Origin of the sequence: Sphingomonas aerolata, from assembly GCF_023935825.1 — a bacterium.
GTDB classification, from domain to species: Bacteria; Pseudomonadota; Alphaproteobacteria; order Sphingomonadales; family Sphingomonadaceae; genus Sphingomonas; species Sphingomonas aerolata.
The window spans coordinates 3,607,665-3,633,835 of the sequence record NZ_CP098762.1 but is presented as its reverse complement, the minus strand read 5'-3'; the positions used below and the strand labels follow the sequence as shown (position 1 = coordinate 3,633,835).

The window sequence follows — 26,171 nt, the reverse complement described above, 5'->3', positions numbered from 1 at the left end:
ACGGCAATGCCGCGCCAGCGCGAGCCGGTTGGCCGAAACACCCCGTCATAAAGAGGGATCGTTCGAACGGATCGGGCATTTCTCTCCTATGGTATAGCAGGATCGGCTTGGCTAACCACGATTGCATTCTCCATTCCGGTCGAAGGTACCCTGCCCATGAAGCGCAAGACGCTGACCCAGTTCCTGATCGAACAGCAACGCGAAGCCGGCACGCTGCAGCCGCAGCTGCGCCTGCTGATCGAGGTCGTCGCGCGGTCGTGCAAGGCGATCAGCCATGCGATCGGCAAGGGGGCGCTGGGCGGCGTGCTCGGCAGCCTCGAGAGCGAGAATGTCCAGGGCGAGGTGCAGAAGAAGCTCGACGTGATCGCGAACGAGATGCTGCTCGAGGCGAACGAGTGGGGCGGGCATCTGGCGGCGATGGCGTCGGAGGAGATGGAGACGATCCACCTCGTCCCCAACCGCTATCCCAAGGGCGAATATCTGCTGCTGTTCGATCCGATCGACGGGTCGAGCAACATCGACGTCGACCTGTCGGTCGGCACGATCTTTTCGGTGCTGCGCGCCGCCGAGACCGCGTCGGGTGCCGATGTGTCCGAGCAGGATTTCCTCCAGGCGGGGCAGACCCAGGTCGCGGCGGGCTATGCGGTCTATGGTCCGCAGACGATCCTGGTGCTGACGGTCGGCGCGGGGGTGCACGAGTTCACGCTCGACCGCGAGATCGGGTCGTGGGTGATGACCGACACCAACATCCGCATGCCCGGTGGCAAGCGCGAATTCGCGATCAACACGTCGAATGCGCGGCAATGGTCGCCCGAGGTGACGCGGTTCATCGACGAGCGGATCGCGGGCAAGGACGGGCCGATCGGCACCGATTACAACATGCGCTGGACCGGATCGATGGTCGCCGACGCGCACCGCATCCTCAAGCGCGGCGGCGTGTTCCTGTACCCGCGCGACGTCCGCCAGCCGGGCAAGGTCGGCAAGCTGCGGCTGATGTACGAGGGCAATCCGATGGCGATGCTGATGGAGCAGGCCGGTGGCGCCGCCACCGATGGCGAGCAGCGCATCCTGTCGATCGAGCCGAGCAGCCTGCACCAGCGGATCGGCCTGATCATGGGCGATCCGGCAGAAGTCGAAGCGATAACCACCGCCTATCGGGAGTAGCGCGCATCGTCACCCGCCGGCGGTCGGGGGTTGGGGCATGACGGACGAGGGCGCGCGTTGAAAAGGGGAGAAGTTCGATGGAAGTCACCTCACAAAGACTCGCCGAACAGCGTGACGACCGGACGTCGTGGCGACGCCTGATCGACGATCATGACCGTATCGCCGAACGCTGCGCCGACCTTGTCGCGCTGTTGCAGCGGCGCGGGCATAATTGCGCGGCGGCGTCGCGCAAGCTGCTCGAGCTCGCGGTGCTGGTCGCGGATCATCTGGGCGTCGAGGACGAGGTGATCGACCTGACCGCGATCGCGACCGAGGCGGACTATTCGCCCGAGACGGTCGCGGTCATGGCCGCCGAACTCGACGCGCTGCGGCGCGAATGGCGGGTGTTCATCGCGCACTGGCTGCCGACGATCGAGCCTGCGGACTGGTATGAGTTCCGCGGCGAGGCCGAGGCGATGCTCGCGCGGCTGACGCATCAGGTGCAGCGCGAAAGCGCGCTGCTCTATGACGATGCGTTGCGCGCGGGGGTGATCGCGACCGGGCCGGTCGACCTGCAATAATCGCGGCGACAGGGTTCTTAACCCGGCGGCGATACCGAGGGCCATGATGCGCGTCCTGACCCTGTCCACGCTGTTTCCCGATGCGAGCCGGCCCAATTTCGGTGTCTTCGTCGAGCGGCAGACGCTGGGGCTCGCGGCGCATCCGGGGGTCGATCTGCGTGTCGTTGCACCGATCGGCCTGCCGCCCGGACCGCTGCGTCTGATGCCTCGTTTCGCGCCGCTCGCTCGGTTGCCGCTCGAAGAGACGTGGCGCGGGGTGGGCGTGCAGCGGCCGCGGTTCACGACGATCCCTGCGACCGGGGGGCGGTGGCATGCCGCGGCGCTGACCCGCGCGCTGATCCCGGTGCTCGACGCCGTGCGGTCGGATTTTCCATTCGATGTCATTGATGCGTCGTTCTTTTTTCCCGACGGCGTCGCCGCGGTCGCGCTCGGGCGACGCTATGGCGTGCCCGTGTCGATCAAGGCGCGCGGTGCGGATATTCATCACTGGGGTTGCGCGGCCGGCACACGCGAGCAGATCCGGCGTGCGGGCTGCGCGGCGGACGGGCTGCTCGCGGTCAGCGCGGCGATGCGGGCGGACATGATCGCGATGGGGATGCCGGGGGCGCGGATCCGGGTGCATCATACCGGGGTCGACCAGGACCGGTTCCGCCCGATCGACGCGGCGGCGCGTGCGGCCGAGGCGGCGCGGCTGGGCGTGACGGGGCCGCTGGTGCTGTCGGTCGGGGCGCTGATCCCGCGCAAGGGACATGACGTGGTGATCGAGGCGGTCGCGCGCCTGCCGGGTGTCTCGCTGAGGATCGCGGGCGAGGGGGGCGACCGGGCGCGGCTGGAGGCGCTGATCCGCACGCTCGGCGTGGGGGACAGGGTCCGGCTGCTCGGCAGCGTCGCGCATGAGGCGATTCCGCGGCTGGTCGCGACCGCCGACGTGATGGCGCTGGCCTCGGCGTCCGAGGGGCTCGCGAACGCATGGGTCGAGGCGCTCGCCTGCGGGACGCCGATCGTGATCACCGATGCGGGCGGCGCAGGCGAGGTGGTCACGTCGGGCGAGGCGGGCCGGATCGTGCCGCGCGATGCGGCGGCGTTCGGCGCGGCGATCGCGGGGATCCTGGCGGCACCGCCGGCGAGGGAGGCGACGCGGCGTGTCGCGGCGCGCTTTACCTGGGAGGCCAACAGCGCCGCGCTGTTCGCGCATCTGGCCGGGCTGGTCGGGGGCGGGGCCTAGCGCGCCCGACCAAGCGCCTGAAAAGCCTCAGCCTTCGAGCGGGTAGAGCGCGGCGGCGATCCAGCGGCCTTCGCCACGGAGCACGGCCCAGGCGCGCGCGGCGGCGCGGCTGTCCATCGCCTCGATCCCGACGCCCTGCGCCTCGACCGCGCGGCGGAAGGCGGCGGCGGGCTGGCGCAACTGCGATCCGGTGCCGAGCAGCAGGAATTCGGGTCTGGGCGACAGCGCGAGGACGCTGGCGACATCGTCCGCGCCCAGTGTCTCGAACGGCGGCGGGGTCCAGCCGTCGGCGCGCGACGGGGTGATCAGCAACGCGGTGTAATAGCCGTCGTCGACCCGGAACCCGCCATGACCGATCGCCGAGATCATCGGCCCGTCGGTCTTTTCCTTGTCCATCCTCACGTGCTTGTCCTCACGCGCCGGGCCCGCCGCGCATCAGCGGCCGGCCTTCGGGCCCACGCGCTCGGCGTCGTCGCGGTCGCCCTTGCGGCCCTCGGGCTCGGCGCGCAGGCCGAGCGTGATGAGCAGCGACGACGACACGTAGATCGACGAATAGGTGCCGACGACGATGCCGAGGATCATCGCTGCGGTGAAGCCGCGCAGCACATGGCCGCCGAGTACCAGCATCGCGGTCAGTGCGAGCAGGATCGTGACCGAGGTCATGACGGTACGCGGCAGCGTCTCGTTCACCGACAGATCGATGATCTCGCGCATGTCCATTTTCCGGTAGCGGCGCATATTCTCGCGGATACGGTCGTCGATGACGATCTTGTCGTTGATCGAATAGGAGATGATCGTCAGCACCGCCGCGACGATGTTGAGATCGACCTCAAAATAATCCCGCATCAAAGCGAAAAAGCCGAGCGTCATCAACAGGTCGTGAACGATCGCGACGATCGTCGACACGCCGAACTGCCATTCGAAGCGGACCACTGCGAACAGGCCGATGCCGAGAATGGCCAGTGCCACCGCAAGCGCACCGTTGCGGATCAGCTCGTCCGAAACCTTGCCCGAAATCGTGTCGTATTTCGAGAAGGTTGCGCCCGGGAACTTGACGGCCAAGTCGTCGGACACCCTCTTCACTAGCGCGTTGGTTGCACCCTCGTCGTTCGTCTCGGGCAGCGGCAGGCGGATCGACAGCGTCCGGGGATCGCTAAAGGACTGGATCGACGCTTCGCCGAGTCCGAGCTGGTCGACCTCGGTCCTGACCGCCTCGATCGACGGCGGGGTGGCAAAATTCTCCTCGATCAGCACGCCGCCGACAAAGTCGACGCCCATGTTGAGGCCGCGGACCGCGACCAATCCGACCGCCAGAACGGACAGGAGGATGGTCAGCCCGAACGCCCATTTGCGGAGCGAGACGAACTTCAGGTTGGTGTTGTCGGGTACGAGTTTCAGCAGGCGCATGATGATGTCTCCCGCCTCAAATATTGATCGTGGTGGGGCGGTTCTTGCGCAGCCAGAGCGCCACGAGCATCCGCGTGAAGGTCACCGCGGTGAACACGCTGGTGCAGATGCCGATCAGCAGCACGACCGCAAAGCCCTTGACCGGGCCCGAGCCCAGCAGGAGCATGATCACGCCGGTGATCGCGTGCGTGACGTTCGCTTCGAAGATCGTCCGCGACGCCTCCTTATAGCCGAGCTCGACCGCCTGGACGATGTTGCGTCCGCGGCGGCGTTCCTCGCGAATACGCTCGTTGATCAGCACGTTGGCGTCGACCGCAGTACCGATCGTCAGCACGAAGCCGGCGATGCCGGGCAGCGTCAGCGTCGCGTTGAGCATCGCCATCACGGCGACGATCACGAGGATGTTGATGACCACCGCGAGGTTCGCATAGAGGCCGAACCGGCCATAGGTGACGAACATGAACACGATTACCGCGAGCGCCGCGACGATGCTGGCCAGCACGCCGGCGCGGATCGAATCCTTGCCGAGATCGGGGCTGACGGTGCTCTCTGCGATGATCTTCAGATTGATCGGCAGCTTGCCCGACCGCAGCGAGATCGCGAGCGAATTGGCTGATTCGACCGTGAAATTGCCCGAGATCGAGGCGCGGCCACCGAGGATCGGCTCGTTGATGTTGGGCGCGGAGATCACCGAATTGTCGAGGATGATCGCGAACGGCTTGTTCGTGTTCTCCTGCGTGACCTTGGCGAAACGTCGGCCACCGACCGCGTCGAAGGTGATCGCCACCTGCGGCGCGTTGGTCTGCGGCTCGAACTCCTGGCGGGCATCGGCGAGCTGATCGCCCGAGATGATCACCGATCGCTTGACTGCGATGAACGGAATGCCCTGCGGATTGCCGGGATAAGGAATGACCTGGCTGCCGACGGGGGCGATGCCCTTGACGAGATCTGCGGGGTTCGCGGTCTCGTCGACCAGCTTGAATTCGAGCTTTGCGGTCTTGCCGAGCAGGTTCTTGAGCGCCTGCGGATTCTGCAGGCCCGGCACCTGGACGACGATACGCGTCGCGCCCTGGCGGACGATCGTCGGTTCCTTGGTGCCGAGTTCGTCGATGCGGCGGCGGACGACTTCGGTCGCGTCCTTCATCGCGGTGTCGATCGCCTGCTGGAGTCCAGCTTCGGTAGGCTTGAGCACGAACCGGCTCGTATCGACGACGTTGATGTCCCATTCGCGCTGGCCGCTCATCCCGGCGCCACCGCCGGTGATCGAGAGCAGCCGCTCGCGCGCGGCATCGACCTGGCTCGGATCGCGGAGCAGGAAGCTAAGCTGCCCGCCACGCACCGAAATATCGCCGATGGCGATCCGCGGCGTGCCGTTGCGCATCGTGCCCGCGATGCTGTCGCGCATCGCCTCGATCCGCGAATTGGCGAGATCGGCGGTGTCCGCCTCGAGCAGCAGATAGCTGCCGCCCGCCAGATCGAGACCCAGGTTGATCCGCTTATGCGGAATCGCCCCCCACTTGCTGGTCGTCGATTCGGAGAAGAAGCTCGGGATCGCAAGCGCGCAGAGCACGGCCAGCAGGCCGATGATCGACGCGACCTTCCAGCGGGGGAAATCCAACATCAGTCGTTCGCCGGCTTCGTGTTCGGGCTGGTGATGTCGGTGAGCGTCGCCTTGACGACGCGGACGCGCGTATTGGGCGCGATCTCGACCTCGACGATCGCGTCCTCGACCTTGGTCACCTTGCCGATGATGCCGCCCGCGGTGACGACGCTGTCATTCTTCTTGACCGCCGCGACCGACGCCTGAAGCGCCTTCATCCGCTTTTGCTGCGGACGGATCATCAGGAAATAGAAGACGACGAAGACGAGGAAGAGCGGCGCGAGGCTCAGGAACGAGGCGATGCCGCCCGATGTCGCCGTCTCGCCGGCGGCCTGCGCATATGCTGGGGAAATGAACATGGAGTCCCGTTTTGGCTGGTGGGCAGGCGCCATACGCCCGCGCTCGCATGGGCGATGCCGCTATCACCGGTTGCCGCCCCGCGCAACCAATGTGCGCCGGTGAAGCGTGGCCGGGCCGCGATGAGACGGACGAATATGGGCTTTGCCGCAATCGCGTGCTTGCATCGCGCGCAACATCCGCATAATGCGCGCCCTTCGGTCGGGGCGTAGCGCAGCCTGGTAGCGCATCACACTGGGGGTGTGGGGGTCGCAGGTTCGAATCCTGTCGCCCCGACCAGAAATTTCCGGAGCCTGCCGCCAGAGGCGATGCCGCTCCCGGGCACGAAATGTCGTGCCATTCCAGATCCTGGCGTCAGCGTTTGCAGACAGGACCGGTGCGCGCCGCGACCTGATCCGCGACGATCCGCATCGCGCCCTTGTCGGTCTCGCCGGTCATCGTCATCCGCGCGGTGAAACCCGTCGCGCCATAGCTGCCCGCGCGGACGATCCGCATCGGCGACCCCTTTTTCTGCGGACAGGTCATGACATGGTCGATCCGGCCGCCTGAGAACTGCGCGCGCTCGACGGTGCAGCGTGCCTCGGGCTTGGGGACGAACAGCGCGGCGACGCCCGACGATGCCTGTTCGGGGGGCAGGCATTTGCGCTCGGTCTTCGATTTTCCGCGCATCATCCGCAGGATAAACCCCGGCGCACCCGGAATAACGAGCTCGACCGCGGTCGAGGTGATCGCCCAGGCGCCGGGCGGCAGCGCCTGCGCCGAGGCGGCGGCGGGGAGCAGGAGGAGGGCGGACAGCAGGACGGGATGGCGCATAGGAGGGGCAGTCTGTAGCGCCGGCGGGGTGCTGGCAAGCGGTGTGACAGGGGTTTTCATGGGCGAGATCATCAATTTGCGGCGGGCGCGCAAAGCGCGGGTGCGGCGCGAGGCGGGGGTGGTGGCGGACGCGAACCGCGCGGCGTTCGGGCGGACCAAGGCGGAGCGCGCGCGGGATGCTGAGGAGCGGGCGCGGGGGGAGCGGGTTCTGGATGGGGCGCGGCTGGATGGGGAGGAAAGCTGAGGTCTGGGAGTGGGTTGCCGGGTGATCAGGGGGTGGGTTTGATTGGCTCTGGATCCTGACTTTCGTCAGGATGACGGATGGGAGTGGGTGTTCGTATTTTACCATTTGCGCCGCTGATCTTGCTTTTGGATAACCCATATGGTTATAGGGTGCGCGGCGAATCGGGGGGATCGGGGATGGAGATCGGTGGGCTGATCGAGGCGGTGATCGATCGTGAGGGCGGGTACGGCGACCACCCGGCGGATCGCGGGGGGGCGACGCGGTTCGGGATTACGCAGGCGGTGGCGCGGGCGCATGGGTTTGCGGGGGACATGCGGGTGTTTCCGCGGGCGACGGCGGTCGCAATCTATCGGCAGGCTTACTGGATTGACCCCGGATATGAGGGGGTTGGCCGGCTCGCGCCGGATATTGCGGGCGAATTGTTCGATACCGGGGTCAATATGGGGCCGGCGGTCGCGAGCGGGTTTCTGCAGCGGGCGCTCAACGCGCTCAATCGCGGGGCGAGCGATTATCCCGATCTCGTCGTCGATGGCCGGATCGGGCCGGGGACGCTCGCGGCGCTGGCGGGGTTCCTCAAGCGGCGCGGGGCGGGGGGCGAGGCGGTGCTGCTGAAGGCGATCGAGGCGCTGCAGGGCGAGCGCTATGTCGCGCTGGCGGAGCGGCGGCCGGCGAACGAGGCGTTTCTCTATGGCTGGCTCGCGAACCGGGCGTGAGGCGGAAAACGCCACTTTTCCAGGGGGGTGTCATGACGAGAGGCGTTGAGGAGGGGGCGGAGCTGCCCGCCGATCCGTGGGTGACGCGGGCGCGGCCGGGGTTCCTGTACGTGATGTACGCGTTGCTGCTGGGGGCGATCCCGGTCGGGCTGCTCGCGGCGGTGCGGCCGGCGGCGGCGCAGGCGATCGCGGCGGGCGTGGGGGCGTATCTGGGGGCGATCCCCGAGCCGCTCTACGCGCTCTTCGGGACAGGGTATCTGGGGTATACCGCGGCGCGTGAGTGGGGGAAGCGGCGGTGAGCGGGGCTGGTATCGGAGCGGCGCCCGTGGCGTTCGGGGCTCTGGATCCTGACTTTCGTCAGGATGACGTAAAGCGGGAAGCTGAGGGGGAAGTCGAGCGGGAGGGTGAGGGGGTGGTGCAGGGGGTGGGTGCAGCGGACCGTTGCGTGGTCGAAAGCGCACCCTACATCGCGGTCATGAGTGCAAATGATCCCCACGCCATGCCGGTCTGGCACGGCACCACCATCCTTTCGGTCCGGCGCGGCGGCAAGGTCGTCGTGATCGGCGACGGCCAGGTCTCGATGGGCCAGACGGTCATGAAACCCAATGCGCGCAAGGTGCGGCGGCTCGGCGACGGGTCGGTGATCGGCGGGTTTGCCGGCGCGACCGCGGACGCCTTCACGCTGTTCGAACGGCTCGAACGCAAGCTGGAACAGCATCAGGGGCAGTTGCTCCGGGCCGCGGTCGAGCTCGCCAAGGACTGGCGGACCGACAAGTTCCTGCGCAACCTCGAGGCGATGATGATCGTCGCGGACAAGGACGTGACGCTGATCCTGACCGGCAATGGCGACGTGCTCGAGCCCGAGAACGGCGTCGCGGCGATCGGATCGGGCGGCAACTATGCGCTCGCCGCGGCGCGCGCGCTGGTCGAGTATGAGAGCGATGCCGAGGTGCTGTGCCGCAAGGCGATGGGAATCGCGTCCGAGCTCTGCGTGTACACCAATGACCGGCTGACCGTGGAGTCGATGGACTCGACCAGCTGAAGACCCGGAAGCCCCTCTCCTTCAGGGGAGGGGTTGGGGTGGGGGGCTTCATCAAGCGCTCCGCCCGCGGATAGTCCCCACCCCCAACCCCTCCCCTGAAGGGGAGGGGCGAAGAAGAGTGATCATGAACGACCAGCTTACCCCCAAGGCAATCGTCGCCGCGCTCGATGCGCATATCATCGGCCAGGCCGCCGCCAAGCGCGCGGTCGCGGTGGCGATGCGCAACCGGTGGCGGCGCCAGCAGCTCAGCGAGGATCTGCGCGACGAGGTGACGCCGAAGAACATCCTGATGATCGGGCCCACCGGCTGCGGCAAGACCGAGATCAGCCGGCGGCTGGCCAAGCTCGCCGATGCGCCGTTCGTCAAGGTCGAGGCGACCAAGTTCACCGAGGTCGGCTATGTCGGGCGCGACGTCGAGCAGATCGCGCGCGACCTGGTCGAGGAGGCGATCCGGCTGGAGAAGGAGCGCCGGCGGATCGCGGTGAAGGACAAGGCCGAGGAGGCGGCGATGGGCCGGCTGCTCGACGCGCTGGTCGGCAAGGATTCGAGCACCGCGACGCGCGAGAGCTTCAAGCAGCGGTTCCTCGACGGGCATCTGAACGCGGCCGAGGTCGAGATCGAGGTCGAGCAGGCGCCGACGACGCCGTTCGAGATCCCCGGCGGTGCGCCGCAGATGATCAACATCGGCGAGATGATGAAGTCGCTCGGCGGCGGGCAGCAGTTGAAGCGCCGCAAGCTGACGGTGACCGCGGCGTGGGACAAGCTGGTCGAGGAAGAGGCCGACAAGCGTCTCGACCAGGACGAGGTGAGCCGCGTCGCGCTGGCGGATGCCGAGGCGAACGGGATCGTGTTCCTCGACGAGATCGACAAGATCGCGGTCAGCGACGGGCGCGGCGGATCGGTGAGCCGCGAGGGCGTGCAGCGCGACCTGCTGCCGCTGATCGAGGGGACGACGGTCGCGACCAAATACGGCCCGATGAAGACCGACCATATCCTGTTCATCGCGAGCGGGGCGTTCCATGTCGCCAAGCCGAGCGACCTGCTGCCCGAATTGCAGGGGCGTCTGCCGATCCGGGTCGAGCTCAAGGGCCTGACCGAGGGGGATTTCGTCGCGATCCTGTCGGACACCAAGGCGTCGCTGCCGCTGCAGTACAAGGCGCTGATCGCGACGGAAGGCGTCGAGATCCGCTTCACCGAGGACGGCATCGCCGCGGTCGCGCGGATCGCGGCCGAAGTGAATGCCGAGGTCGAGAATATCGGCGCGCGGCGGCTGCAGACGGTGATGGAGAAGCTGCTCGAGGACGTCAGCTACAATGCCGAGGATCGCGGCGGGTCGAGCGTGGTGATCGACGGGGCGTATGTGGACAGCCAGCTGAAGGAGATTGCGCGGAATACGGATCTCAGCCGGTTCGTGCTTTAGTCTGGGGGTGAGCGGGGGGTGAGGTACGCGCCCCCGGTCCGTTCGTGCTGAGCGTAGTCGAAGCACTTGGGCGCCGGCCCTTCGACTTCGCTCAGGGCGAACGGGAGGGGGCGCAGGCCCTTCGACTTCGCTCAGGGCGAACGGATGGGGGGCGGTTCTCGCCCTCTTCGTCATCTTGGGCTTGACCCAGGACCCAGGTTACGGGCGGTGGTGCTTTTGGCTCTGGGTCCTGACTTTCGTCAGGATGACGAGGGGGAGTAAGGGCGGGCGCTACAGCACCACCGTCTGCGGGCGGGCGGCCTTGAGCGCGGCGAGGACCATGGTTTCCCAGATGGCGGGGTCGCCGGCGGCGGCCATGGTCTGGTCGGGTTCGCGCAGGGTGCGCAGGACCGCGAGCGCGTCGGGGAGATAGTCGGTCCAGGCGTCGTCGATCAGGCGCGACGCGGAGGCGGCGTCGCCGCCGGCGTTGGCGCTGATCCGCTGGCCCGCCAGGACGCGGGCGATGCGTTCGGCGATCGGGGTATTCGAGACGTCCATCAGTCTTCTCCTCGCAGGTCTGCCTATAGCAAACCCGCGAGGCAAAGACATGGGGCCTTAGCGTGCCGAGCTGGGGCCGGCGCCGCGGCCCTGGCCGCCGGGGCGACCGCCACCGGCCGGGCGACCACCGCCCTGGCCGCCGGGACGACCGCCGCCGCCGCCCTGGGGACGACCGCCGCCGCCACCCTGGCCGCCGCCACCCTGACCGCCACGGCTCGCGCCCGCATAGTTGCGGCCGGTGGTGCCGGTCGCGCGGGGGGCGTGGGTGGCGCGGGGACGCGCGGGATCGCGCGGGCGGTCGATCCGGACTTCGGGATCGGCGCCCATCGTCTTGACGCGCGTCTGCTTGATCTGGTTCGACAGGTTGACGAAATCGTCGGGCAGCGGGCGGACCGTCACCTTCTGGCGGGTGATCCGCTCGATGTCGCGCAGATAGGCCTTCTCGTCATCCGCGCAGAACGCGACGGCGATGCCGCTGGCGCCCGCCCGTGCGGTACGGCCGATGCGGTGGACATATTGCTCGGCGACGTTGGGCAGCTCGAAGTTGATGACGTGGCTGACGCCCGAGACGTCGATGCCGCGTGCGGCGATGTCGGTCGCGATCAGGACCTTGACCTTGCCCTGCTTGAACTCGCCGAGGGCACGCTCGCGCTGGCCCTGGCTCTTGTTGCCGTGGATCGCGTTCGAGGCGATGCCGTTGCCCGCGAGCAGCTTCACGACGCGGTCGGCGCCGTGCTTGGTGCGCGTGAAGACGAGCGCGCGGTCGATCGCGGGATCACCCAGCGTGATCGTCAGCAGCGCCTGCTTTTCCGACTGGTTGCAGAAGGTGACATACTGGTCGACGCGCTCCGCGGTGGTCGCGGCGGGCTTGACGGAGACGGTCTTCGGATCGAGCAGGAACTGCGAGGCGAGATCGCGGATCGCGGTCGGCATCGTCGCCGAGAAGAACAGCGTCTGGCGCTTCTTCGGCAGCATGCGGACGATCTTCTTCAGCGCGTGGATGAAGCCGAGATCCATCATCTGGTCGGCTTCGTCGAGCACGAGGATCTCGATCATCGACAGGTTGCAGAAGCCCTGCTCGATCAGGTCGATCAGGCGGCCCGGCGTGGCGACGAGGATGTCGACGCCGCGGCTGAGGTCCTGGCGGTTCTTGTTGATGCTGGTGCCGCCGAACACGGTGGTCACCGACATCTTGCTGAACTGGCCGTAAGCACGTGCGCTGTCGGCGATCTGGCTGGCGAGTTCGCGGGTCGGCGCGAGGACGAGCATGCGGCAATGCGTCGGCAGGACGCGCTTCTGCGTCTCGGTCAGGCGCTGGATCGAGGGAAGCACGAACGCGGCGGTCTTGCCGGTGCCGGTCTGCGCGATGCCGAGCAGATCGCCGCCCTCGAGCAGGATCGGGATCGACTGGGCCTGGATCGGCGTCGGCTCGGTATAGCCCTTGGCTTCGAGCGCGCGGACGAGGGGCTCGGCGAGGCCGAGGTTGGAAAAGGACATGAATAGTCTCTCAAATGTGCCGGGCTCGCGAATCCACAGGAGGACGCGCGAGGGGCGTGGTGTTTTGACACCCCGCGTGAAAAGGGAAGCCCGTTAGAAACGACCGAGGCGGAGCCTGGACCTTGTTCAGGTCCGATCACGCTGCATGACACCTCGATGGCGGTCAGATGCGCGCGACCGGCCGAAAAGTCAAGAGTGGCCGGGTTGGGGGCGTTGGCCCAGGGCGTCAGGGGCGCGTCTGGGTCAGGTGGAGATAGCGTTCGTTGAATTCGGCGGCGTCGCGCAGCGCGCACCAGTCGACGACGCCGATCTGCCGCTTGCGCCGCGTGATCAGCCCGTCGGTCTCGAGCGCGCGCAGCACGCGGTTGACGTGGACCGGGGTCAGGCCGAGCGCATCGCCCATCTGTTCCTGAGTCATCGGCAGTTCGTAGCTGCCGTCCGCGTCGCTGAGCGAGGAGGCGCGCAGCCGGGCGGAGAATTCGCAGAGCAGGTGCGCGAGCCGCATCTTGGCATTGCGGCGACCGACGTTGAGCAGCCATTCGCGGTGGATCGACGCCTCGACCAGCGCCTCGATCCACAAGGCGGTGGCGATCTTCGGCGAGACCGCGACGATCTCGCGCAGTGCGGGGATCGGGATCTCGGCGACGGTGATCCGGGTCAGCGCCTGGACGTCGTGATCCGATTCCTCGAGGAAGAGGTTCTGAAGATCGATGAAGTCGCCGGGCATCAGGATCGAGACGATCTCGCGCTCGCCGTCCGGGGTGAGCTTCTGGCGATAGGCGAAGCCGTCGATCACGAACGCGCAGCGCAGCGGGCGCTGCCCCTCGCGCAGCATATAGGTCGACTGGTCGATCGTGCGCAGCTTGCACGGCAGCGCCGCGATCGCCACGCGATCCGCCGCGCTCAGCTCGACCCGGGTCGCGAGCTTGGCAATCAGATGATCGGTGACGACGATGGGGTAATCCACATGCAGGCTCCGCTCGGGCGGGAGCATATCGAACTCTCAGTCGCCGGGTTAAGCATAGCTTGCCCAGAGGCGCCCTGCACTATCACAGGCGTTATAGTCTCGCTCAAACATAGGTTAGACGCGCATTTCGGAAATTGTCGGTTATTGCAAGAAAATGTCGAGCACCTGGCGCTGCACGAGTGGCGCGGAACCGATCGTCGCGCAGGGGCGTAGACGCCTTGCGAGAAACAGGGGCGAACGATGGGCGCGGCAGCGCCGGTCACCCCGGCCGTCGCGTCGAACGCACAGGATGTCGCTGATGCCGCGATACAGATTTCAGATCGCCCTGCGCGGCGAGGTGATCGAGGATCACGAGGGGATCGAGCTCGCGCATCGCGCGGCGGCGATCGAGCATGCGATCGTCGCGATGCGCGAGATGCTGGCGGAGGACATCCGCCAGGGCTGTGTCGACCTGACAATGCGGATCGAGATCATCGAGGGTTGCGGTGCGACGGTCCACGTCGCCGACTGTGCCGAGGCGATGGCGGCCGGGACGATGCCGGCCCGCCGCCGCGCGTGAGGCGCGGCGGCGGGCCGACGATCCTTACCAGTGGCCCTTACCAGTGGCCGGTGTTGGGCATCGACGCCCAGGGCTCGGCGGGGTCGAGCCGGCCGTCCTGCAACAGCTCGATCGAGATGTTGTCGGGGGTGCGGACGAACGCCATGTGGCCGTCGCGCGGCGGCCGGTTGATCGTCACGCCGGCGTCTTGGAGCCGCTGGCAGGTCTCGTAGATATTGTCGACGCGGTAGGCGAGGTGGCCGAAATTGCGGCCTTCGCCATACTCTTCGGGATCCCAGTTGTGCGTCAGCTCGACCTCGGCGCTCTCGTCACCGGGCGCGGAGAGGAAGATCAGCGTGAAGCGACCCTGCTCGTTTTCGAGGCGGCGGGCCTCCTTCAGCCCGAGCAGCTCGAAGAACGCGATCGTCTTGGCCGGATCGGTGACCCGGATCATCGTGTGCAGATATTTCATGGACGGCCTTTTCGGGTTGGATCGCCGGTAGATAGGCGGCGCCCCGGCAGGGTTCCAGAGGGGCGGGCGTGGCGGATGGGGCATTCGCCGTGGAGGCTGTCGCCGTGTCCCTATCCTCCGTCCGTCATCCCCGCGGCGGCGGGGATCCAGAGGGGCGGACGTGGTGGCCGGGCCGTGAGGGTTGCCAGTCTGGGTTCCCGCCTTCGCGGGAATGACGTTTGGGGCGGGTGCGGCTCTCACGGTCGATCAGGGTTTGGGCGGATCAGGGTTTGGGCGGGTCGAACTGGCGGAGCGCGGCGATGGCGTTGCGGGCGGTGGGGGTGTCGGGGGCGAGGCGGGCGGCTTCGGCCCAGGCGGCGCGGGCGCGGGTCTCGTCGCCGTCGCGGGCGGCGATGTTGCCCGCCTCGAGCTGGACCGAGGCGTCGTCGGGGGAGCGCTTGAGCGCCTCGGCGATGTCGCCGCGTGCGCGGGGCAGATTGCCCATCCGCCGCGCGAGCGTCGCGGACAGGAGCCAGGCGAGCGGATCGTCGCCCGCGGTGGTCAGTGCGAGATCGATATCGGTGCGCGCGGAGGCGAGATCGTCCGCCGCGACGAGCGCGCGCGCATGATCGAGCCGTGCCTCGCCGAGCTGGAGCCCGGTCAGCGTCCCCGCGGTGAGCGCCGAATCGAGCGCGGTGCGCGCCTTGGTCGCGTCGCCCGCGGCGAGCCAGGCATTGCCGCCCTGCGCCCAATAGGTCGCGGCGCGATCGTCGTGCGCGAGCTGTGCGTCGCGCGCCGCGCTCTCGAATTCGGCGGCGGCGGCGGCCCAGTTCTTTTCCGCGGCAAAGGCGAGCCCGCCACAGTCGCGCGCCGCGGCGCCGCCGCCCGCCATCCGCCAGCGACCCGCCTCGGCCCGCGCGGCGACCGGATCGGTCGCGATCGTCGCGATGCAGCGCTGGAGCCGGGTGGCATCGTCGGCGGGGCCGGCGGCGGCGGGCTTGGCAGCAGGGGGCGCGGCAGGTTTTGCGGCGGGGCTGGCGGCCTGGGACAGGAGCAGCGCGGGGGCGAGCAGCATCAGGATCATAAGCGGGCGATCACATCCTCGACCGCGCGGATGATCAGCGCGATGTCGGAATCGCGTGACAGGCGGTGATCGCCGTCCTTGACGAGCAGTGTCTGCACATCGGCTGAACGAAGCAGCTCGGCGAGCCGGGTGGTGCGCAGCCACGGCACCGCCTTGTCGCGCTGGCCTTGGATCAGGCGGACGGGGCAGCGGATCTCGATCCAGCCGAACATCAGCCGGTTCGCCTCGCCCGACGCCCAGAAGCCGCGGGTGTAGACCGTGGGTTCGGGGCCGTAGTCGTTGGCGCGTTCGAGCCGGCCCGCGCTGAGCAGCGTCAGCTTTTCCTCAGGGGTGAAGCCCCAGTCGGTGAAGTCGGGTGCGGGGGCGATGCCGACGAGGGCTGCGACCAGATCGGGGCGGGCCTTCGCCACCAGCAGCATCAGCCAGCCGCCGAGCGACGAGCCGACGAGCACTGCGGGGCCGTCCGCCAAGGCCTCGAGCATCGCGATCACGTCGTCGCGCCAGTCGACGAGCGTCTGATCCTCGAACGCGCCCTCGCTCCGGCCGCAGCCGCCATAGTCGAAGCGGAGATAGGCGCGGCCCTGCGATTTCGCCCAGGCCTCGAGCGTGACCGCCTTGGTGCCCGTCATGTCCGAGCCATAGCCCGACAGGAAGACGATCGTCGGGCCGGTGCCGGTCGTGTGGTGATAGGCGAGGCGGGGGCGGTCCGGCGCGGGGGTGGTGGTGTCGGTCATGCGCGGGGCTTTAGCCAAAGCGGGCGGGTGGGGCTAGGTCAGGCGGCGAGTTCAGACGGGGGCGGAGGGGCTGGTGAAGATGTCCTCGATCGCAAGACCGAACAGCTCGGCGATGCGGAAGGCGAGCGGGAGCGAGGGGTCGTAGCGGCCGGTCTCGATCGCGTTGACGCTCTGGCGCGAGACGTCGAGGCGGTCGGCGAGGTCGCCCTGGCTCCAGTCGCGTTCGGCGCGCAGGACTTTCAGGCGGTTCTTCATACGGTCCCTGCGCGAACCGCGGCGATGTTGAGGCACCCGCCGAGCATCAGGCCGGCAAACCAGAGCACACCCGCCGAATAGGCCGGGACATGCGGGGCGAGGCCGAAGCTTTCGAGAAAGCCCCAGATCGTCGTCGCGCAGAGCATGAAGACGGTGGCGATCAGCGTCTGGCGGACGTTCATCGTGCGGATATATTCGTCGGGCTCGTCGCGCAGATAGCGCCCCCAGGCGAGGAAGACGCCGAGCAGCGGGAGCGCGGGCAGCACCGCGAGGAGATAGGCGAGCGGGCCGGTCGGCGGATGGCTGCGGAACAGCGCCACCGCGCCGAACAGCGTGCCCATGTACGCAAGGCTGAGACCGAGAACGGTGGCGTTGTAGCGGCGCAGCGCGGGGCTCTTGTGCATGGTCAAGCGTCCTTTCGAATCGGTAAAGGAAGCTTGTCATCTGGGGGTGTCGGAGTCAAGGTGGCTTTACAGCGGGGGCGGGGTTGAGGGGATGCGATCACGACTGTCCGTTCTCCCACGTAGGCGGGAGTCCAGGGTGGCAGGGCTCGGCGCTGCTTGGCTCTGGATCCTGACTTTCGTCAGGATGACGGGGGGAGGGGGGCGGCGCTTCCTCGTCGTCGGGATGACGGGTGGGGAGGGCGGCGCTTCCTCGTTGTCGGGATGACGGGTGGGGGGCTGCACTTCACCGCCGTCATCCTGGGCTTGACCCAGGATCCAGGGTTATGGGGCGCAGCGCTGCTGGGCTCTGGGTAGTGACTTTCGTCAGGATGACGGGTGGGGGGTGGGCGGCGCTTTACTGCCGCCGTCCTGGGCCCCCGCTTTCGCGGGGGGACGGGGTCAGATGATGAATTCTACCGTTTTCATCTGGGTCTGGTCGGCGGCGACGGCGCCGCGTTTGGCGACCATCTGGCGGTGGAGTTCGCGGACCGTGTCGCTGCCGCTGGTCTTGCACAAAGCGGGGACGACCGCGTGGACGAGGGCGCCGAGGCCGCCGGCGATCATCGTCACGCCGAACCGGCTGGCGACGCCGAAATGCTCGGCATAGCTTTCGCCGACGGTGGCGGGATGGTCGAGGAAGAGGCGGCGGAACATCGGCGGGTCTCCGGACGGGGGATCGGGCTTATCCTATCAGCCGGCGAGGGATTCGACCATGGTCGCCGCGAGCAGGCTGAGCGTGTCGTCGCGCGCGCCCATCACGACGATGCGGTCGCCGGGGCGCGCCTCGGCGACCAGCAGCGCGGCGGCGTCGGCGCGGTCGGCGATGTGGCGGGCGTCGCGGCCGCCGGCGGCGATCTGCGCGACGATGTCGGCGCTGGTGACCTCGCGGGTGACGGTGCCGCCATAATAGGCCGGGTCGGGAAGAACGAGCAGGTCTTCGGGGGCCATGCGTTCGACGAAGGTGGCGACGAGTTCGGTGCCCATGACCTTCAAGGGGCCATAGCCGTGCGGCTGGAACAGGATCAGCAGACGGCCCGGAAAGGCGTGGAGCGTGTCGAGCGTGGCGGCGATCTTGTCGGGGTTGTGGCCGAAATCGTCGATCACCGCGACGCCGTTCGCTTCGCCGACGAGATCGAAGCGGCGGCGCAGGCCGGTGAAGCTCGCGAGCGCCTTGACCGCGTCGGGGAGCGACACGTCGGCGGCCATTGCCGCGCCGATCGCGGCGAGCGCGTTCGCGACATTGTGGCGGCCGGGGACGGCGAGCGTCACGCGCGTGCGGGCGCCGCGCGAGACGAGGTCGAAGGTTATCGCGAAGGGTTCGGGCTTCAGGTTTTCGGCGCGGAGGTCAGCGGAGGCGTCGATCGCGAAGGTGGTGACCTGGCCGCGGGGGAGGCGGGCGGCGAGCGCGGCGGCGTCGGGGTCGTTGGCGTTGACCACCGCGGTCTCAGCCTTGGCGATGAAGGTGCCGAAGAGGGCGCGGAGTTCGTCGAGCGACTTGTGGTCGAGGCTGACATTGTTGAGCACGGCGATCTTCGGCGCGTAATGCGCGATCGAACCGTCGCTTTCGTCGACCTCGCTGACGAAGGTGTCGCCCTCGCCGACTAAGGCACTCGCGAAGGGGGCGTCGGGCCCTGCGAAGTTCTTCATGACCGCGCCGTTCATCACGGTGGGGTCGCGGCCGGCGGTGTGGAGGATCCAGCCGATCATGCCGGTGACGGTCGACTTGCCGCTGGTGCCCGCCACGCCGATCGGCAGGCGGCTGTCGTTGAACAAGGAGGCGAGCAGCTCGGCGCGGGTGGCGCGCGGGCAGCCGAGCGCGGCGGCGGCGATCATGTCGGGGACGGTCGGCTCGATCGCGGCGGAGGCGACGACGTGCTGGTCCGCGGAAACGATGCCGCTGCCGTCCTGCGGGAAGAGCGCGACCCCCTTGGCGGCGAGATCGTCGAACTTGGCGGGGACGCGGCCCTGGTCGAGATTGCGGTCCGAGCCTGCGACGGTCGCGCCGCGGCCCGCGAGGATCATCGCGAGCGGCATCATGCCCGACCCGCCGATGCCGATGAAGAAATAGGCGGGCTGGTCGGCGGCGGTCTGGTCGGAGGGGTTGGTGATATCCATGTGCTCGCGCTATCGGCGGTTGCGTAACGGGGCAAGACAGGACGAACCATGCGCATCGGTGTTCTCGCCGCGTCGAGCCGGACCAATCCTTCGGCGATCCCCGTGGTCACCGCCTATGCGGCGCGCGCGTTTCCCGAGGTCGAGCTGGTGTTCCATCCGCAGTGCACCGCGACCGACGGGCATTTCGCGGGGTCGGATTTCGCGCGGGCGGCGGCGTTTCTTGAATACGCCAATGATCCGGCGTTCGACGCAATCTGGTTCCTGCGCGGGGGCTATGGCGCGAACCGGATCCTGCAGATGGTGATGCCCGAGCTGGGGCGCGCGGCGCGGCACAAGATTTATCTGGGCTATTCGGACGTCGGGTTTCTGCTGGGGGCGCTGTACGCGCGGCGGATCGGGCGGGTGGCGCACGGGCCGATGGTCAGCGACATCAACCGGCATGACGGCGAGGCGACGGTGGCGCGGTCGCTCGGGTGGATGGCGCGGGGGGATCGTTCGGGACTCGAGCCGGGGCTGGGGGGGCAGCCCTCGGCGGCGTTCAACCTGTCGATCCTGACGTCGCTGATCGGGACGCCGTGGCTGCCCGATCTGACCGATCATGTGCTGATCGTCGAGGAGGTGTCGGAGCCGATGTATGCGATCGACCGGATGCTGTTCAAGGTGGCGAACGCGACGCAGCTGAAAGGGATTGCGGGCTTGCGGCTCGGGGCGGTGACCGCGGTGCAGGCGAACGAGCCGGCCTGGGGGGAGACGCTCGATTACATGATGGTGCGGTGGGCGCGGGATATGGGGGTGCCGTATCTGGGGCGGGCCGAGGTGGGGCACACGCAGGGGAACCATGTGGTGCCGTTTGGGGTGGGGTGAGGGGGCGGATTGCTTCCACCCCGGCGGAGGCCGGGGTCCAGGTGGTGAGGTCGGCGTAACTGGGCGCGGTCCTTTGTTGGCGGCGTTTCCCAACTGGGCCCCGGCCTTCGCCGGGGAACATGGGGGCGGTTCGTGGGGTGTCGGTGCGTGGCGGGTTGCCTATATCGGCTGGGCGACGGCATAAGCGCCGTTCTTCCATCACGAGAAAGTTCCTCATGTCTGCCATGTTCCGCATTACGCTTCCCGACGGCTCCGTCCGCGAGGTTGCGCCCGGGACTACGCCCGCGGATGTCGCCGCGGCGATCGGGCCGGGGCTGGCCAAGGCGGCGCTCGCCGCGCGGATCGATGGGCAGGTGCGGGATCTGAGCCGGCCGTTCGAGGGCGATACGCAGCTGGCGCTCGTCACCGCGCGCGACGAGGCGGATGCGCTCGAGCTGGTGCGGCATGACCTGGCGCATGTGATGGCCGAAGCGGTGCAGCATCTGTTCCCGGGCACGCAGATCACCTTCGGGCCGGCGACCGATGACGGCTTCTATTACGACTTTGCGCCCAAGGATCGCCCGTTCACCGACGAGGACCTGCCCGCGATCGAGGCCGAGATGCGCGCGATCATCGCGCGGAACGAGTCGTTCCTGCGCGAGGTCTGGTCGCGTCAGCAGCTGATCGACCGGTGGACCGAGCAGGGCGAGACGTTCAAGGCCGAATGGGCCGCCGAGCTGCCCGAGGGCGAGGAACTGACGATCTATCGCCAGGGCGAGTGGCTCGACATGTGCCGCGGGCCGCACATGGTGTCGACCGGCAAGCTGGACCCGGCTGCGTTCAAGCTGACGCGCGTGAGCGGAGCCTATTGGCGCGGCGACCAGAAGAACGCGATGCTGAGCCGGATCTACGGCACCGGCTGGCTCAACAAGAAGCAGCTCGACCAGCATCTGTTCCGGCTGGAAGAGGCGGCCAAGCGCGATCACCGCAAGATCGGGCAGGAGATGGACCTGTTCCACCTCCAGTCCGAGGCGCAGGGCTCGGTGTTCTGGCATCCCAACGGCTTCGTGCTGTGGCGCCAGCTGGAGGCGTATATGCGCCGGCGGCTCGATGCGGCGGACTATGCCGAAGTGAAGACGCCGCAGCTGATGGACGCCAAACAGTGGGAACAGTCGGGCCACTGGGGCAAGTATCGCGAGAACATGTTCGTGGTGCCCGACGAGATCCCCAATGTGGAAGACGAGGGCGCGGTCCTGTCGGGCGAGGGCGACCTGATGGCGCTGAAACCGATGAACTGCCCGGCGCACGTCCTGATCTTCAAGCAGGGGATCAAGTCGTACCGCGACCTGCCGATCCGGATGGCGGAGTTCGGCTGCTGCCACCGCAACGAGCCGCATGGCGCGCTGCACGGCATCATGCGCGTCCGCCAGTTCACGCAGGACGACGCGCATATCTTCGTCCGCGAGGACCAGCTGGTCGAGGAGGTCCGGAAATTCTGCGAGCTGCTCGACAGCGTGTACAAGCATCTGGGCTTCGAGGATTATGCGGTGAAGCTCGCGCTGCGCCCCGAAAAGCGGTTCGGCGACGATGCGATGTGGGACAAGGCGGAGGCGGAGCTGCGCGAGGCGGTGATGCAGTCGACCTTGTCCGACACGATCAAGGACAAGTTCGAGGAGCTGCCGGGCGAGGGGGCGTTCTATGCGCCGAAGCTCGAATTCCATCTGACCGATGCGATCGGGCGGACGTGGCAGGTTGGCACGATCCAGTCGGACCGCGTGCTGCCCGAGCGACTCGATGCGTCGTACGTGGGCGCGGATGGCGAGCGGCATCGGCCGGTGATGCTCCACCGCGCGATTCTCGGCACGTTCGAGCGGTTCATCGGTATCCTGATCGAGCATCATGCCGGGCGCTTTCCGCTATGGCTGGCACCGGTGCAGGTGGTGGTCGCGACGATCGTGTCGGATGCGGACGACTATGCGATGAAGGTCGTCGCCGCGCTGCGCAAGGCGGGGATCCGCGTCGAGACCGACCTGCGCAACGAGAAGATCAACTACAAGGTGCGCGAGCACAGCCTGGCCAAGGTGCCGGTGCTGTTCGTGGTCGGCAAGCGCGAGGCGGACGAGGCGACGGTCGCGATTCGCCGGCTGGGCAGCCAGGGGCAGGAGATGCTGTCGCTCGACGAGGCGGTGGCACGCCTTGCGATCGAGGCGCGCGCTCCCGATATGTGATGGACGAGGCCGGCTTTCCGCGCAGAGCTTTCTGCGCTATAAGCCGGCCCAAATACTTCGTCAGAAACAACAGGAGCAACCCCCATACGTCCTCCCACGATGCGCCGGCCCATGCAGACGCCCGCGATGAACGGCCCGCGATTCAACGAATTCATCCAGAGCCAGAAGGTCCGCGTGATCGATCACGAGGGCGAGAATCTGGGCGTGATGTACACGCGCGAAGCGATCGAGCAGGCGGCCGAGCATGGCCTGGACCTGGTTGAGGTCTCGCCCAACGCCGATCCGCCCGTCGCTAAGTTCCTCGATGTCGGCAAGTTCAAGTACGAGGCGCAAAAGAAGGCGAACCTCGCACGCAAGTCGCAGAAGACGCAGGAGATCAAGGAGATCAAGATGCGTCCGAACATCGACGACCATGATTACGACACGAAGATGAAGAAGGTGAACGACTTCATCGGCGAGGGCGACAAGGTCAAGATCACGCTGCGCTTCCGTGGCCGCGAGCTGAGCCATGGCCAGCTGGGCATGAACCTGTTGAAGCGCGTGCAGGACGACGTCGCGGAGATCGCCAAGATCGAGGCGTATCCGCGCATGGAAGGCCGTCAGATGCTGATGGTGCTCGCGCCCAAGTAACGGCGTGACGACGCGGCCCGCGATGCGGGACGCGATACGACGATAGCGACCGGCCCATCGCCCCCTGTCCGGGGCGGTGGGCCGTTTGCGTTGGGGTGCAGGTCACCATGACCCTTTCCGTAGCGTCAACCGCCGCGGTCGAACCGCCCCTGCGCGATGCATCGATTTCGGGGCTATCACGCGGTGTTATTGCTCGGTGTTGCGGAAGTGCGACACAGCGACCGGAAAGTTACTTCCGCATACGGAAATCGGTGGACGCTGCATGAAAATTCCAATTACCTCCTGACCAAACCGGAAATTCGAAATAATTCGAAGCCGCCAGGAGAGATGCCCATGCGCATGACCGCATATCTGTTGTCTGCCGCCGCGACGATCGCGATCGCGGCGCCGGCCTTCGCACAGGATGTCCCGACGACGCAGCCCGAGGCGCAGACCGTACCCTCAAATACATCGGGTACCGCCGCCGCGTCGGTCGATGCGCAGCAGCAGCCGGTTGCCGAGAACGCGAATCCTCAGCCGATCAATGCGGGCGACATCGTCATCACCGCGACGCGCCGTTCCGAGCGGCTGTCGAACGTTCCGATCGCGGTGTCCGCGGTCGGCCAGGCCGCGCTGCAGAATTCGGGTGCGACCGACATCCGCCAGATGACCCAGCTCGCGCCGTCGCTGCTGATCTCGTCGACGGGCTCGGAGGCGAACGCCTCGGCGCGTATCCGTGGCATCGGCACGGTCGGCGACAATCCCGGCCTCGAAAGCTCGGTCGCGGTGTTCATCGACGGCGTCTATCGCAGCCGCACGGGGTCGGGGCTGAACGATCTGGGCGAAGTCGACCGGATCGAGGTGCTGCGCGGGCCGCAGGGGACGCTGGCCGGGCGCAACGCATCGGCGGGCACGATCAACATCCTGACCAAGCTGCCGTCCTACCAGTTCGGCGGTTACGGCGACGCGACCTATGGCAATTACAACAATATCCGCATCGCGGGCGGGCTGACCGGGCCGATCATCAAGGACAAGCTGGCGTTCCGGCTCGACGGCGTGTTCGGCAAGCGCGACGGCTATTATTACGACGTCATCAACCAGACCGATTATAACGACCGCAACCGCTATTTCGTGCGCGGGCAACTGCTGTTCGAGCCGAGCAGCGACGTGTCGGTGCGGCTGATCGGCGATTACACGCGGCGTGACGAAAAGTGCTGCGGCGCGGTCTATATCGACACGCGCGAGAAGATCGATCCGACGCCCGGCGTCGCGGGCGACTTCGCGATCAACCCCGCGGGCAACCGCATCCAGCAGGTCATGCAGAGCATGGGCGCGGTGTTCCCGAGCCAGGGCGACCCGTATAACCGCCGCATCGCCAACACGCTGGGCCGCGCCTATTCGAACATCACCAAGGATTATGGCGGCTCGGGCCAGATCGACGCGAACCTCGGCTTTGCGCAGCTGACCTCGATCACCGCGTACCGCGAATACAAGTCGGGCGGCGCGGCCGACATCGATTACGGCAATCTCGACATCGGGTACCGCGCGGACGACGGCAACAGCTATCGCCAGTTCCACACCTTCAGCCAGGAAGTCCGGCTGAACGGGTCGCTGTTCGACGACAAGCTCGACTGGCTGGTCGGCGGCTATTATTCGAAGGAAGACCTGGTCGTTGCGGACAATCTGAAGTTCGGGACGCAGTACGGCGCGTTCGCCGCGTGCCGGATCGTCGCGACGGTCAACCCGGCGGCGGCGCTGCGCAATCCGGCCAATCCGGGCTGCCTCAGCGCGACGGGACGTGCGGTCCTGTCGGGACAGGTTCCGGGCACGCAGCCCGCCTTCGGCGCGCTGACCGGTACCATCCTGAGCGGCATCGACCGGCTGAGCACGCTCAACAATCTGGGCGACCAGCGGTCGACCTATTATCAGGACAGCGAGAATTACGCGTTCTTCACGCACAACATCTTCAAGGTCACCGACAAGCTGTCGATCACCGGCGGGCTTCGCTACACGCATGAGGCGAAGGATTTCCACGCCGACTTCAACAACAACAACACCGTCTGCCCCGCGCAGCAGGCGGCGCTGAGCCCGCTGCTGGCGAGTGCGGCGGTGCCCGCCAGCCTGAAGACTCTGGTCGGCGGGATCGTCACGCTGACCTGCACGGGCAATTCGACCTCGGCGCTGAACGGGCTCGATCTGAACGACGGGTTCAAGGAAGGCGAGTTCAGCGGCACGGGGATCGTGTCGTACAAGCCGCGTACCGACACGCTGCTCTATGCGTCCTATTCGCGCGGCTACAAGGCGGGCGGCTACAACCTCGACCGGTCGGACCTGACCGCGAACGTGTTCTCGTCGCCGACCAATGCGAGCGCGAGCCGGCTGCGGTTCGATCCCGAGACGGTCAATTCCTACGAGCTCGGGCTGAAGTTCACCTCCGCGCAGTTCACCTTCAACGTCGCGGGCTTCCGCCAGGAGTTCAAGAACTTCCAGCTCAACACGTTCAACGGCACCAACTTCATCGTCCAGAACATCAGCTCGTGCGACACCAGCCTGAACGGCGCGGATCGCGATGCGAGTGCGGCGACGGGCGCGTGCACCGGCGACGTGAAATATGGCGTGCGGTCGCAGGGCGTCGAGCTCGAGGCGGGGCTGTTCCCGGTCCGCGACGTCGCGGTGAGCCTCGGCTACACCTATGTCGACACGACCTTCAAGAACAACCTGGTCGGGTCGGAGACGGGCGAGGCCCTCGACCCCGCGCTGTTCCTGCTGTCGGGCAACACGCTGTCGAACGCGCCCAAGCATACGGTCACCGCGTCGGGGACGTGGACGCCCGAGCTGGGGTCGTCGGGGATCACCGGGCTGTTCTACATCGATGGCCGCATGACCAGCGATTATAATACCGGGTCGGACCTGTTCACCGAGAAGACGCAGGACGGCTTCTTCCTGATGAACGCGCGGATCGGCATCCGCGGGCCGGCGCAGAGATGGGCGGTCGAATTGTGGGCGCAGAACCTGCTCGACACCGATTACCAGCAGGTCGGGTTCAACGCGCCGTTCCAGGGTGCTGGCAATCTCGATCAGGTGAAGGCGTTTGGTGGTGTGGGGAACCAGATCTTCACCTCGTACCTTGCCGAGCCGCGGACCTATGGGCTGACGGTGCGCACGCGATTCTGATCGTTCAACGTCGCTAGGGAAGGCCGGTCCGCTCGGGAGAGCGGGCCGGCCTTTTTCGTTTGTGGCGGGCCTTCGTTCACGTCCGTCATCCTGACGAAAGTCAGGATCCAGGATAACTCAGCGAGACGTTCGTGGCTCTGGATCCTGACTT

General features: G+C 67.3%; 27 protein-coding genes, 1 tRNA gene and 1 pseudogene. 14 read left to right on the top strand and 15 right to left on the bottom strand.

Annotated elements, in window-relative coordinates; all coding sequences use genetic code 11:
- Positions 1-156: 156 nt before the first annotated feature.
- The 3 genes from NEF64_RS16655 to NEF64_RS16645 all read left to right on the top strand — a co-directional run bounded on the left by NEF64_RS16655 (position 157) and on the right by NEF64_RS16645 (position 2,949).
- A complete protein-coding gene (locus tag NEF64_RS16655) occupies positions 157-1,164 on the top strand; it encodes a class 1 fructose-bisphosphatase (RefSeq protein WP_031395046.1) in 1,008 nt (335 codons plus the stop codon).
- A 77-nt stretch (positions 1,165-1,241) separates the two neighbouring features.
- Entirely contained in the window at positions 1,242-1,724 is a 483-nt protein-coding gene (locus NEF64_RS16650) for a hemerythrin domain-containing protein (protein WP_056409029.1), read from the top strand.
- A 43-nt stretch (positions 1,725-1,767) separates the two neighbouring features.
- Positions 1,768-2,949 (top strand): glycosyltransferase, encoded by a 1,182-nt coding sequence (locus NEF64_RS16645; protein ID WP_056409031.1) that lies wholly within the window; start codon positions 1,768-1,770, stop codon positions 2,947-2,949.
- Between the two features lie 27 nt (positions 2,950-2,976).
- On the opposite strand, the gene NEF64_RS16640 is transcribed toward NEF64_RS16645, so the two are convergent.
- The 4 genes from NEF64_RS16640 to yajC are packed head-to-tail and all read right to left on the bottom strand — an operon-like array spanning position 2,977 to position 6,315.
- Entirely contained in the window at positions 2,977-3,345 is a 369-nt protein-coding gene (locus tag NEF64_RS16640; RefSeq protein ID WP_082447040.1) for an Mth938-like domain-containing protein, read from the bottom strand.
- A 39-nt stretch (positions 3,346-3,384) separates the two neighbouring features.
- Positions 3,385-4,356, bottom strand: a complete 972-nt coding sequence (gene secF / locus NEF64_RS16635) for a protein translocase subunit SecF (RefSeq protein WP_056409034.1) — start codon at positions 4,354-4,356, stop codon at positions 3,385-3,387.
- Positions 4,357-4,372: 16 nt separating this feature from the next.
- The gene (gene secD, locus NEF64_RS16630) at positions 4,373-5,977 is read right to left on the bottom strand and encodes a protein translocase subunit SecD (protein ID WP_056409036.1); all 1,605 of its coding nucleotides are present in this window, start codon (positions 5,975-5,977) and stop codon (positions 4,373-4,375) included.
- A complete protein-coding gene (yajC, locus tag NEF64_RS16625) occupies positions 5,977-6,315 on the bottom strand; it encodes a preprotein translocase subunit YajC (protein WP_056409038.1) in 339 nt (112 codons plus the stop codon). Before yajC ends, secD begins: the two co-directional genes overlap by 1 nt.
- 200 nt (positions 6,316-6,515) lie before the next feature.
- Between yajC and NEF64_RS16620 the strand changes: the two genes are divergently transcribed.
- Positions 6,516-6,592 (top strand) — tRNA-Pro (locus NEF64_RS16620).
- A gap of 75 nt (positions 6,593-6,667) precedes the next feature.
- Here the strand turns inward: NEF64_RS16620 and NEF64_RS16615 are convergent.
- The gene (locus tag NEF64_RS16615; protein WP_082447041.1) at positions 6,668-7,126 is read right to left on the bottom strand and encodes a DUF3617 domain-containing protein; all 459 of its coding nucleotides are present in this window, start codon (positions 7,124-7,126) and stop codon (positions 6,668-6,670) included.
- 58 nt (positions 7,127-7,184) lie between these two features.
- On the opposite strand from NEF64_RS16615, the gene NEF64_RS16610 reads away from it, so the two are divergent.
- The 5 genes and pseudogenes from NEF64_RS16610 to hslU all read left to right on the top strand — a co-directional run bounded on the left by NEF64_RS16610 (position 7,185) and on the right by hslU (position 10,545).
- Entirely contained in the window at positions 7,185-7,370 is a 186-nt protein-coding gene (locus tag NEF64_RS16610) for a DUF4169 family protein (protein ID WP_056409275.1), read from the top strand.
- 176 nt (positions 7,371-7,546) lie between these two features.
- Positions 7,547-8,083, top strand: coding sequence for a glycoside hydrolase family 108 protein (locus NEF64_RS16605; RefSeq protein WP_056409040.1), 537 nt, complete (start codon positions 7,547-7,549; stop codon positions 8,081-8,083).
- 71 nt (positions 8,084-8,154) lie between these two features.
- Positions 8,155-8,382: pseudogene (locus NEF64_RS16600) on the top strand (3TM-type holin); the annotation flags it as partial.
- A gap of 200 nt (positions 8,383-8,582) precedes the next feature.
- Positions 8,583-9,125 (top strand): ATP-dependent protease subunit HslV, encoded by a 543-nt coding sequence (gene hslV / locus NEF64_RS16595; RefSeq protein ID WP_081874259.1) that lies wholly within the window; start codon positions 8,583-8,585, stop codon positions 9,123-9,125.
- 124 nt (positions 9,126-9,249) lie between these two features.
- The gene (gene hslU, locus NEF64_RS16590) at positions 9,250-10,545 is read left to right on the top strand and encodes an ATP-dependent protease ATPase subunit HslU (RefSeq protein WP_037530944.1); all 1,296 of its coding nucleotides are present in this window, start codon (positions 9,250-9,252) and stop codon (positions 10,543-10,545) included.
- Between the two features lie 270 nt (positions 10,546-10,815).
- On the opposite strand, the gene NEF64_RS16585 is transcribed toward hslU, so the two are convergent.
- The 3 genes from NEF64_RS16585 to NEF64_RS16575 form a co-directional block, all read right to left on the bottom strand.
- A complete protein-coding gene (locus NEF64_RS16585) occupies positions 10,816-11,082 on the bottom strand; it encodes a hypothetical protein (protein ID WP_037530941.1) in 267 nt (88 codons plus the stop codon).
- A gap of 57 nt (positions 11,083-11,139) precedes the next feature.
- Positions 11,140-12,579: a DEAD/DEAH box helicase gene (locus tag NEF64_RS16580; protein ID WP_056409044.1), complete on the bottom strand. Its 1,440-nt coding sequence runs from the start codon at positions 12,577-12,579 to the stop codon at positions 11,140-11,142.
- Between the two features lie 226 nt (positions 12,580-12,805).
- Entirely contained in the window at positions 12,806-13,546 is a 741-nt protein-coding gene (locus NEF64_RS16575; protein WP_235516509.1) for a Crp/Fnr family transcriptional regulator, read from the bottom strand.
- A gap of 298 nt (positions 13,547-13,844) precedes the next feature.
- On the opposite strand from NEF64_RS16575, the gene NEF64_RS16570 reads away from it, so the two are divergent.
- Positions 13,845-14,105: a DUF6894 family protein gene (locus NEF64_RS16570; protein ID WP_056409046.1), complete on the top strand. Its 261-nt coding sequence runs from the start codon at positions 13,845-13,847 to the stop codon at positions 14,103-14,105.
- Between the two features lie 37 nt (positions 14,106-14,142).
- Here NEF64_RS16570 and NEF64_RS16565 read toward each other — a convergent pair whose 3' ends face one another.
- The 7 genes from NEF64_RS16565 to NEF64_RS16535 form a co-directional block, all read right to left on the bottom strand.
- Positions 14,143-14,556: a VOC family protein gene (locus NEF64_RS16565; protein ID WP_037531709.1), complete on the bottom strand. Its 414-nt coding sequence runs from the start codon at positions 14,554-14,556 to the stop codon at positions 14,143-14,145.
- A 262-nt stretch (positions 14,557-14,818) separates the two neighbouring features.
- Complete coding sequence (locus tag NEF64_RS16560; RefSeq protein ID WP_414711858.1) at positions 14,819-15,619, bottom strand: hypothetical protein; 801 nt, start codon at positions 15,617-15,619, stop codon at positions 14,819-14,821.
- Complete coding sequence (locus NEF64_RS16555; protein ID WP_056409048.1) at positions 15,616-16,353, bottom strand: alpha/beta fold hydrolase; 738 nt, start codon at positions 16,351-16,353, stop codon at positions 15,616-15,618. The genes NEF64_RS16560 and NEF64_RS16555 overlap by 4 nt, the downstream gene beginning before the upstream one ends.
- A gap of 51 nt (positions 16,354-16,404) precedes the next feature.
- The gene (locus NEF64_RS16550) at positions 16,405-16,608 is read right to left on the bottom strand and encodes a helix-turn-helix transcriptional regulator (RefSeq protein WP_056409051.1); all 204 of its coding nucleotides are present in this window, start codon (positions 16,606-16,608) and stop codon (positions 16,405-16,407) included.
- Entirely contained in the window at positions 16,605-17,012 is a 408-nt protein-coding gene (locus tag NEF64_RS16545) for a hypothetical protein (RefSeq protein ID WP_056409053.1), read from the bottom strand. Before NEF64_RS16545 ends, NEF64_RS16550 begins: the two co-directional genes overlap by 4 nt.
- 438 nt (positions 17,013-17,450) lie before the next feature.
- Positions 17,451-17,705 (bottom strand): DUF6356 family protein, encoded by a 255-nt coding sequence (locus NEF64_RS16540; protein WP_031395112.1) that lies wholly within the window; start codon positions 17,703-17,705, stop codon positions 17,451-17,453.
- Between the two features lie 36 nt (positions 17,706-17,741).
- The gene (locus NEF64_RS16535; protein WP_056409054.1) at positions 17,742-19,166 is read right to left on the bottom strand and encodes a Mur ligase family protein; all 1,425 of its coding nucleotides are present in this window, start codon (positions 19,164-19,166) and stop codon (positions 17,742-17,744) included.
- Positions 19,167-19,214: 48 nt separating this feature from the next.
- Here NEF64_RS16535 and NEF64_RS16530 point away from each other — a divergent pair, with 48 nt between their 5' ends.
- From NEF64_RS16530 to NEF64_RS16515, 4 genes are all read left to right on the top strand, one after another.
- Positions 19,215-20,030: an LD-carboxypeptidase gene (locus NEF64_RS16530; RefSeq protein WP_056409056.1), complete on the top strand. Its 816-nt coding sequence runs from the start codon at positions 19,215-19,217 to the stop codon at positions 20,028-20,030.
- Positions 20,031-20,245: 215 nt separating this feature from the next.
- Positions 20,246-22,237 carry a threonine--tRNA ligase gene (thrS, locus tag NEF64_RS16525; RefSeq protein WP_056409059.1) on the top strand — a complete coding sequence of 664 codons (1,992 nt, stop codon included), beginning with the start codon at positions 20,246-20,248 and terminating at the stop codon, positions 22,235-22,237.
- 99 nt (positions 22,238-22,336) lie between these two features.
- The gene (infC, locus tag NEF64_RS16520; protein ID WP_031396176.1) at positions 22,337-22,867 is read left to right on the top strand and encodes a translation initiation factor IF-3; all 531 of its coding nucleotides are present in this window, start codon (positions 22,337-22,339) and stop codon (positions 22,865-22,867) included.
- 333 nt (positions 22,868-23,200) lie between these two features.
- Positions 23,201-26,020 carry a TonB-dependent receptor gene (locus NEF64_RS16515; RefSeq protein WP_056409061.1) on the top strand — a complete coding sequence of 940 codons (2,820 nt, stop codon included), beginning with the start codon at positions 23,201-23,203 and terminating at the stop codon, positions 26,018-26,020.
- Positions 26,021-26,171: the final 151 nt, after the last annotated feature.

Coding starts and splice junctions, on each gene's coding strand:
- NEF64_RS16655 (WP_031395046.1), top strand. CDS start 157: ATGAAGCGCAAGACGCTGACCCAGTTCCTGATCGAACAGCAACGCGAA.
- NEF64_RS16650 (WP_056409029.1), top strand. CDS start 1,242: ATGGAAGTCACCTCACAAAGACTCGCCGAACAGCGTGACGACCGGACG.
- NEF64_RS16645 (WP_056409031.1), top strand. CDS start 1,768: ATGATGCGCGTCCTGACCCTGTCCACGCTGTTTCCCGATGCGAGCCGG.
- NEF64_RS16640 (WP_082447040.1), bottom strand. CDS start 3,345: ATGGACAAGGAAAAGACCGACGGGCCGATGATCTCGGCGATCGGTCAT.
- secF (WP_056409034.1), bottom strand. CDS start 4,356: ATGCGCCTGCTGAAACTCGTACCCGACAACACCAACCTGAAGTTCGTC.
- secD (WP_056409036.1), bottom strand. CDS start 5,977: ATGTTGGATTTCCCCCGCTGGAAGGTCGCGTCGATCATCGGCCTGCTG.
- yajC (WP_056409038.1), bottom strand. CDS start 6,315: ATGTTCATTTCCCCAGCATATGCGCAGGCCGCCGGCGAGACGGCGACA.
- NEF64_RS16615 (WP_082447041.1), bottom strand. CDS start 7,126: ATGCGCCATCCCGTCCTGCTGTCCGCCCTCCTCCTGCTCCCCGCCGCC.
- NEF64_RS16610 (WP_056409275.1), top strand. CDS start 7,185: ATGGGCGAGATCATCAATTTGCGGCGGGCGCGCAAAGCGCGGGTGCGG.
- NEF64_RS16605 (WP_056409040.1), top strand. CDS start 7,547: ATGGAGATCGGTGGGCTGATCGAGGCGGTGATCGATCGTGAGGGCGGG.
- hslV (WP_081874259.1), top strand. CDS start 8,583: ATGCCGGTCTGGCACGGCACCACCATCCTTTCGGTCCGGCGCGGCGGC.
- hslU (WP_037530944.1), top strand. CDS start 9,250: ATGAACGACCAGCTTACCCCCAAGGCAATCGTCGCCGCGCTCGATGCG.
- NEF64_RS16585 (WP_037530941.1), bottom strand. CDS start 11,082: ATGGACGTCTCGAATACCCCGATCGCCGAACGCATCGCCCGCGTCCTG.
- NEF64_RS16580 (WP_056409044.1), bottom strand. CDS start 12,579: ATGTCCTTTTCCAACCTCGGCCTCGCCGAGCCCCTCGTCCGCGCGCTC.
- NEF64_RS16570 (WP_056409046.1), top strand. CDS start 13,845: ATGCCGCGATACAGATTTCAGATCGCCCTGCGCGGCGAGGTGATCGAG.
- NEF64_RS16565 (WP_037531709.1), bottom strand. CDS start 14,556: ATGAAATATCTGCACACGATGATCCGGGTCACCGATCCGGCCAAGACG.
- NEF64_RS16560 (WP_414711858.1), bottom strand. CDS start 15,619: ATGATCCTGATGCTGCTCGCCCCCGCGCTGCTCCTGTCCCAGGCCGCC.
- NEF64_RS16555 (WP_056409048.1), bottom strand. CDS start 16,353: ATGACCGACACCACCACCCCCGCGCCGGACCGCCCCCGCCTCGCCTAT.
- NEF64_RS16550 (WP_056409051.1), bottom strand. CDS start 16,608: ATGAAGAACCGCCTGAAAGTCCTGCGCGCCGAACGCGACTGGAGCCAG.
- NEF64_RS16545 (WP_056409053.1), bottom strand. CDS start 17,012: ATGCACAAGAGCCCCGCGCTGCGCCGCTACAACGCCACCGTTCTCGGT.
- NEF64_RS16540 (WP_031395112.1), bottom strand. CDS start 17,705: ATGTTCCGCCGCCTCTTCCTCGACCATCCCGCCACCGTCGGCGAAAGC.
- NEF64_RS16535 (WP_056409054.1), bottom strand. CDS start 19,166: ATGGATATCACCAACCCCTCCGACCAGACCGCCGCCGACCAGCCCGCC.
- NEF64_RS16530 (WP_056409056.1), top strand. CDS start 19,215: ATGCGCATCGGTGTTCTCGCCGCGTCGAGCCGGACCAATCCTTCGGCG.
- thrS (WP_056409059.1), top strand. CDS start 20,246: ATGTCTGCCATGTTCCGCATTACGCTTCCCGACGGCTCCGTCCGCGAG.
- infC (WP_031396176.1), top strand. CDS start 22,337: ATGCGCCGGCCCATGCAGACGCCCGCGATGAACGGCCCGCGATTCAAC.
- NEF64_RS16515 (WP_056409061.1), top strand. CDS start 23,201: ATGCGCATGACCGCATATCTGTTGTCTGCCGCCGCGACGATCGCGATC.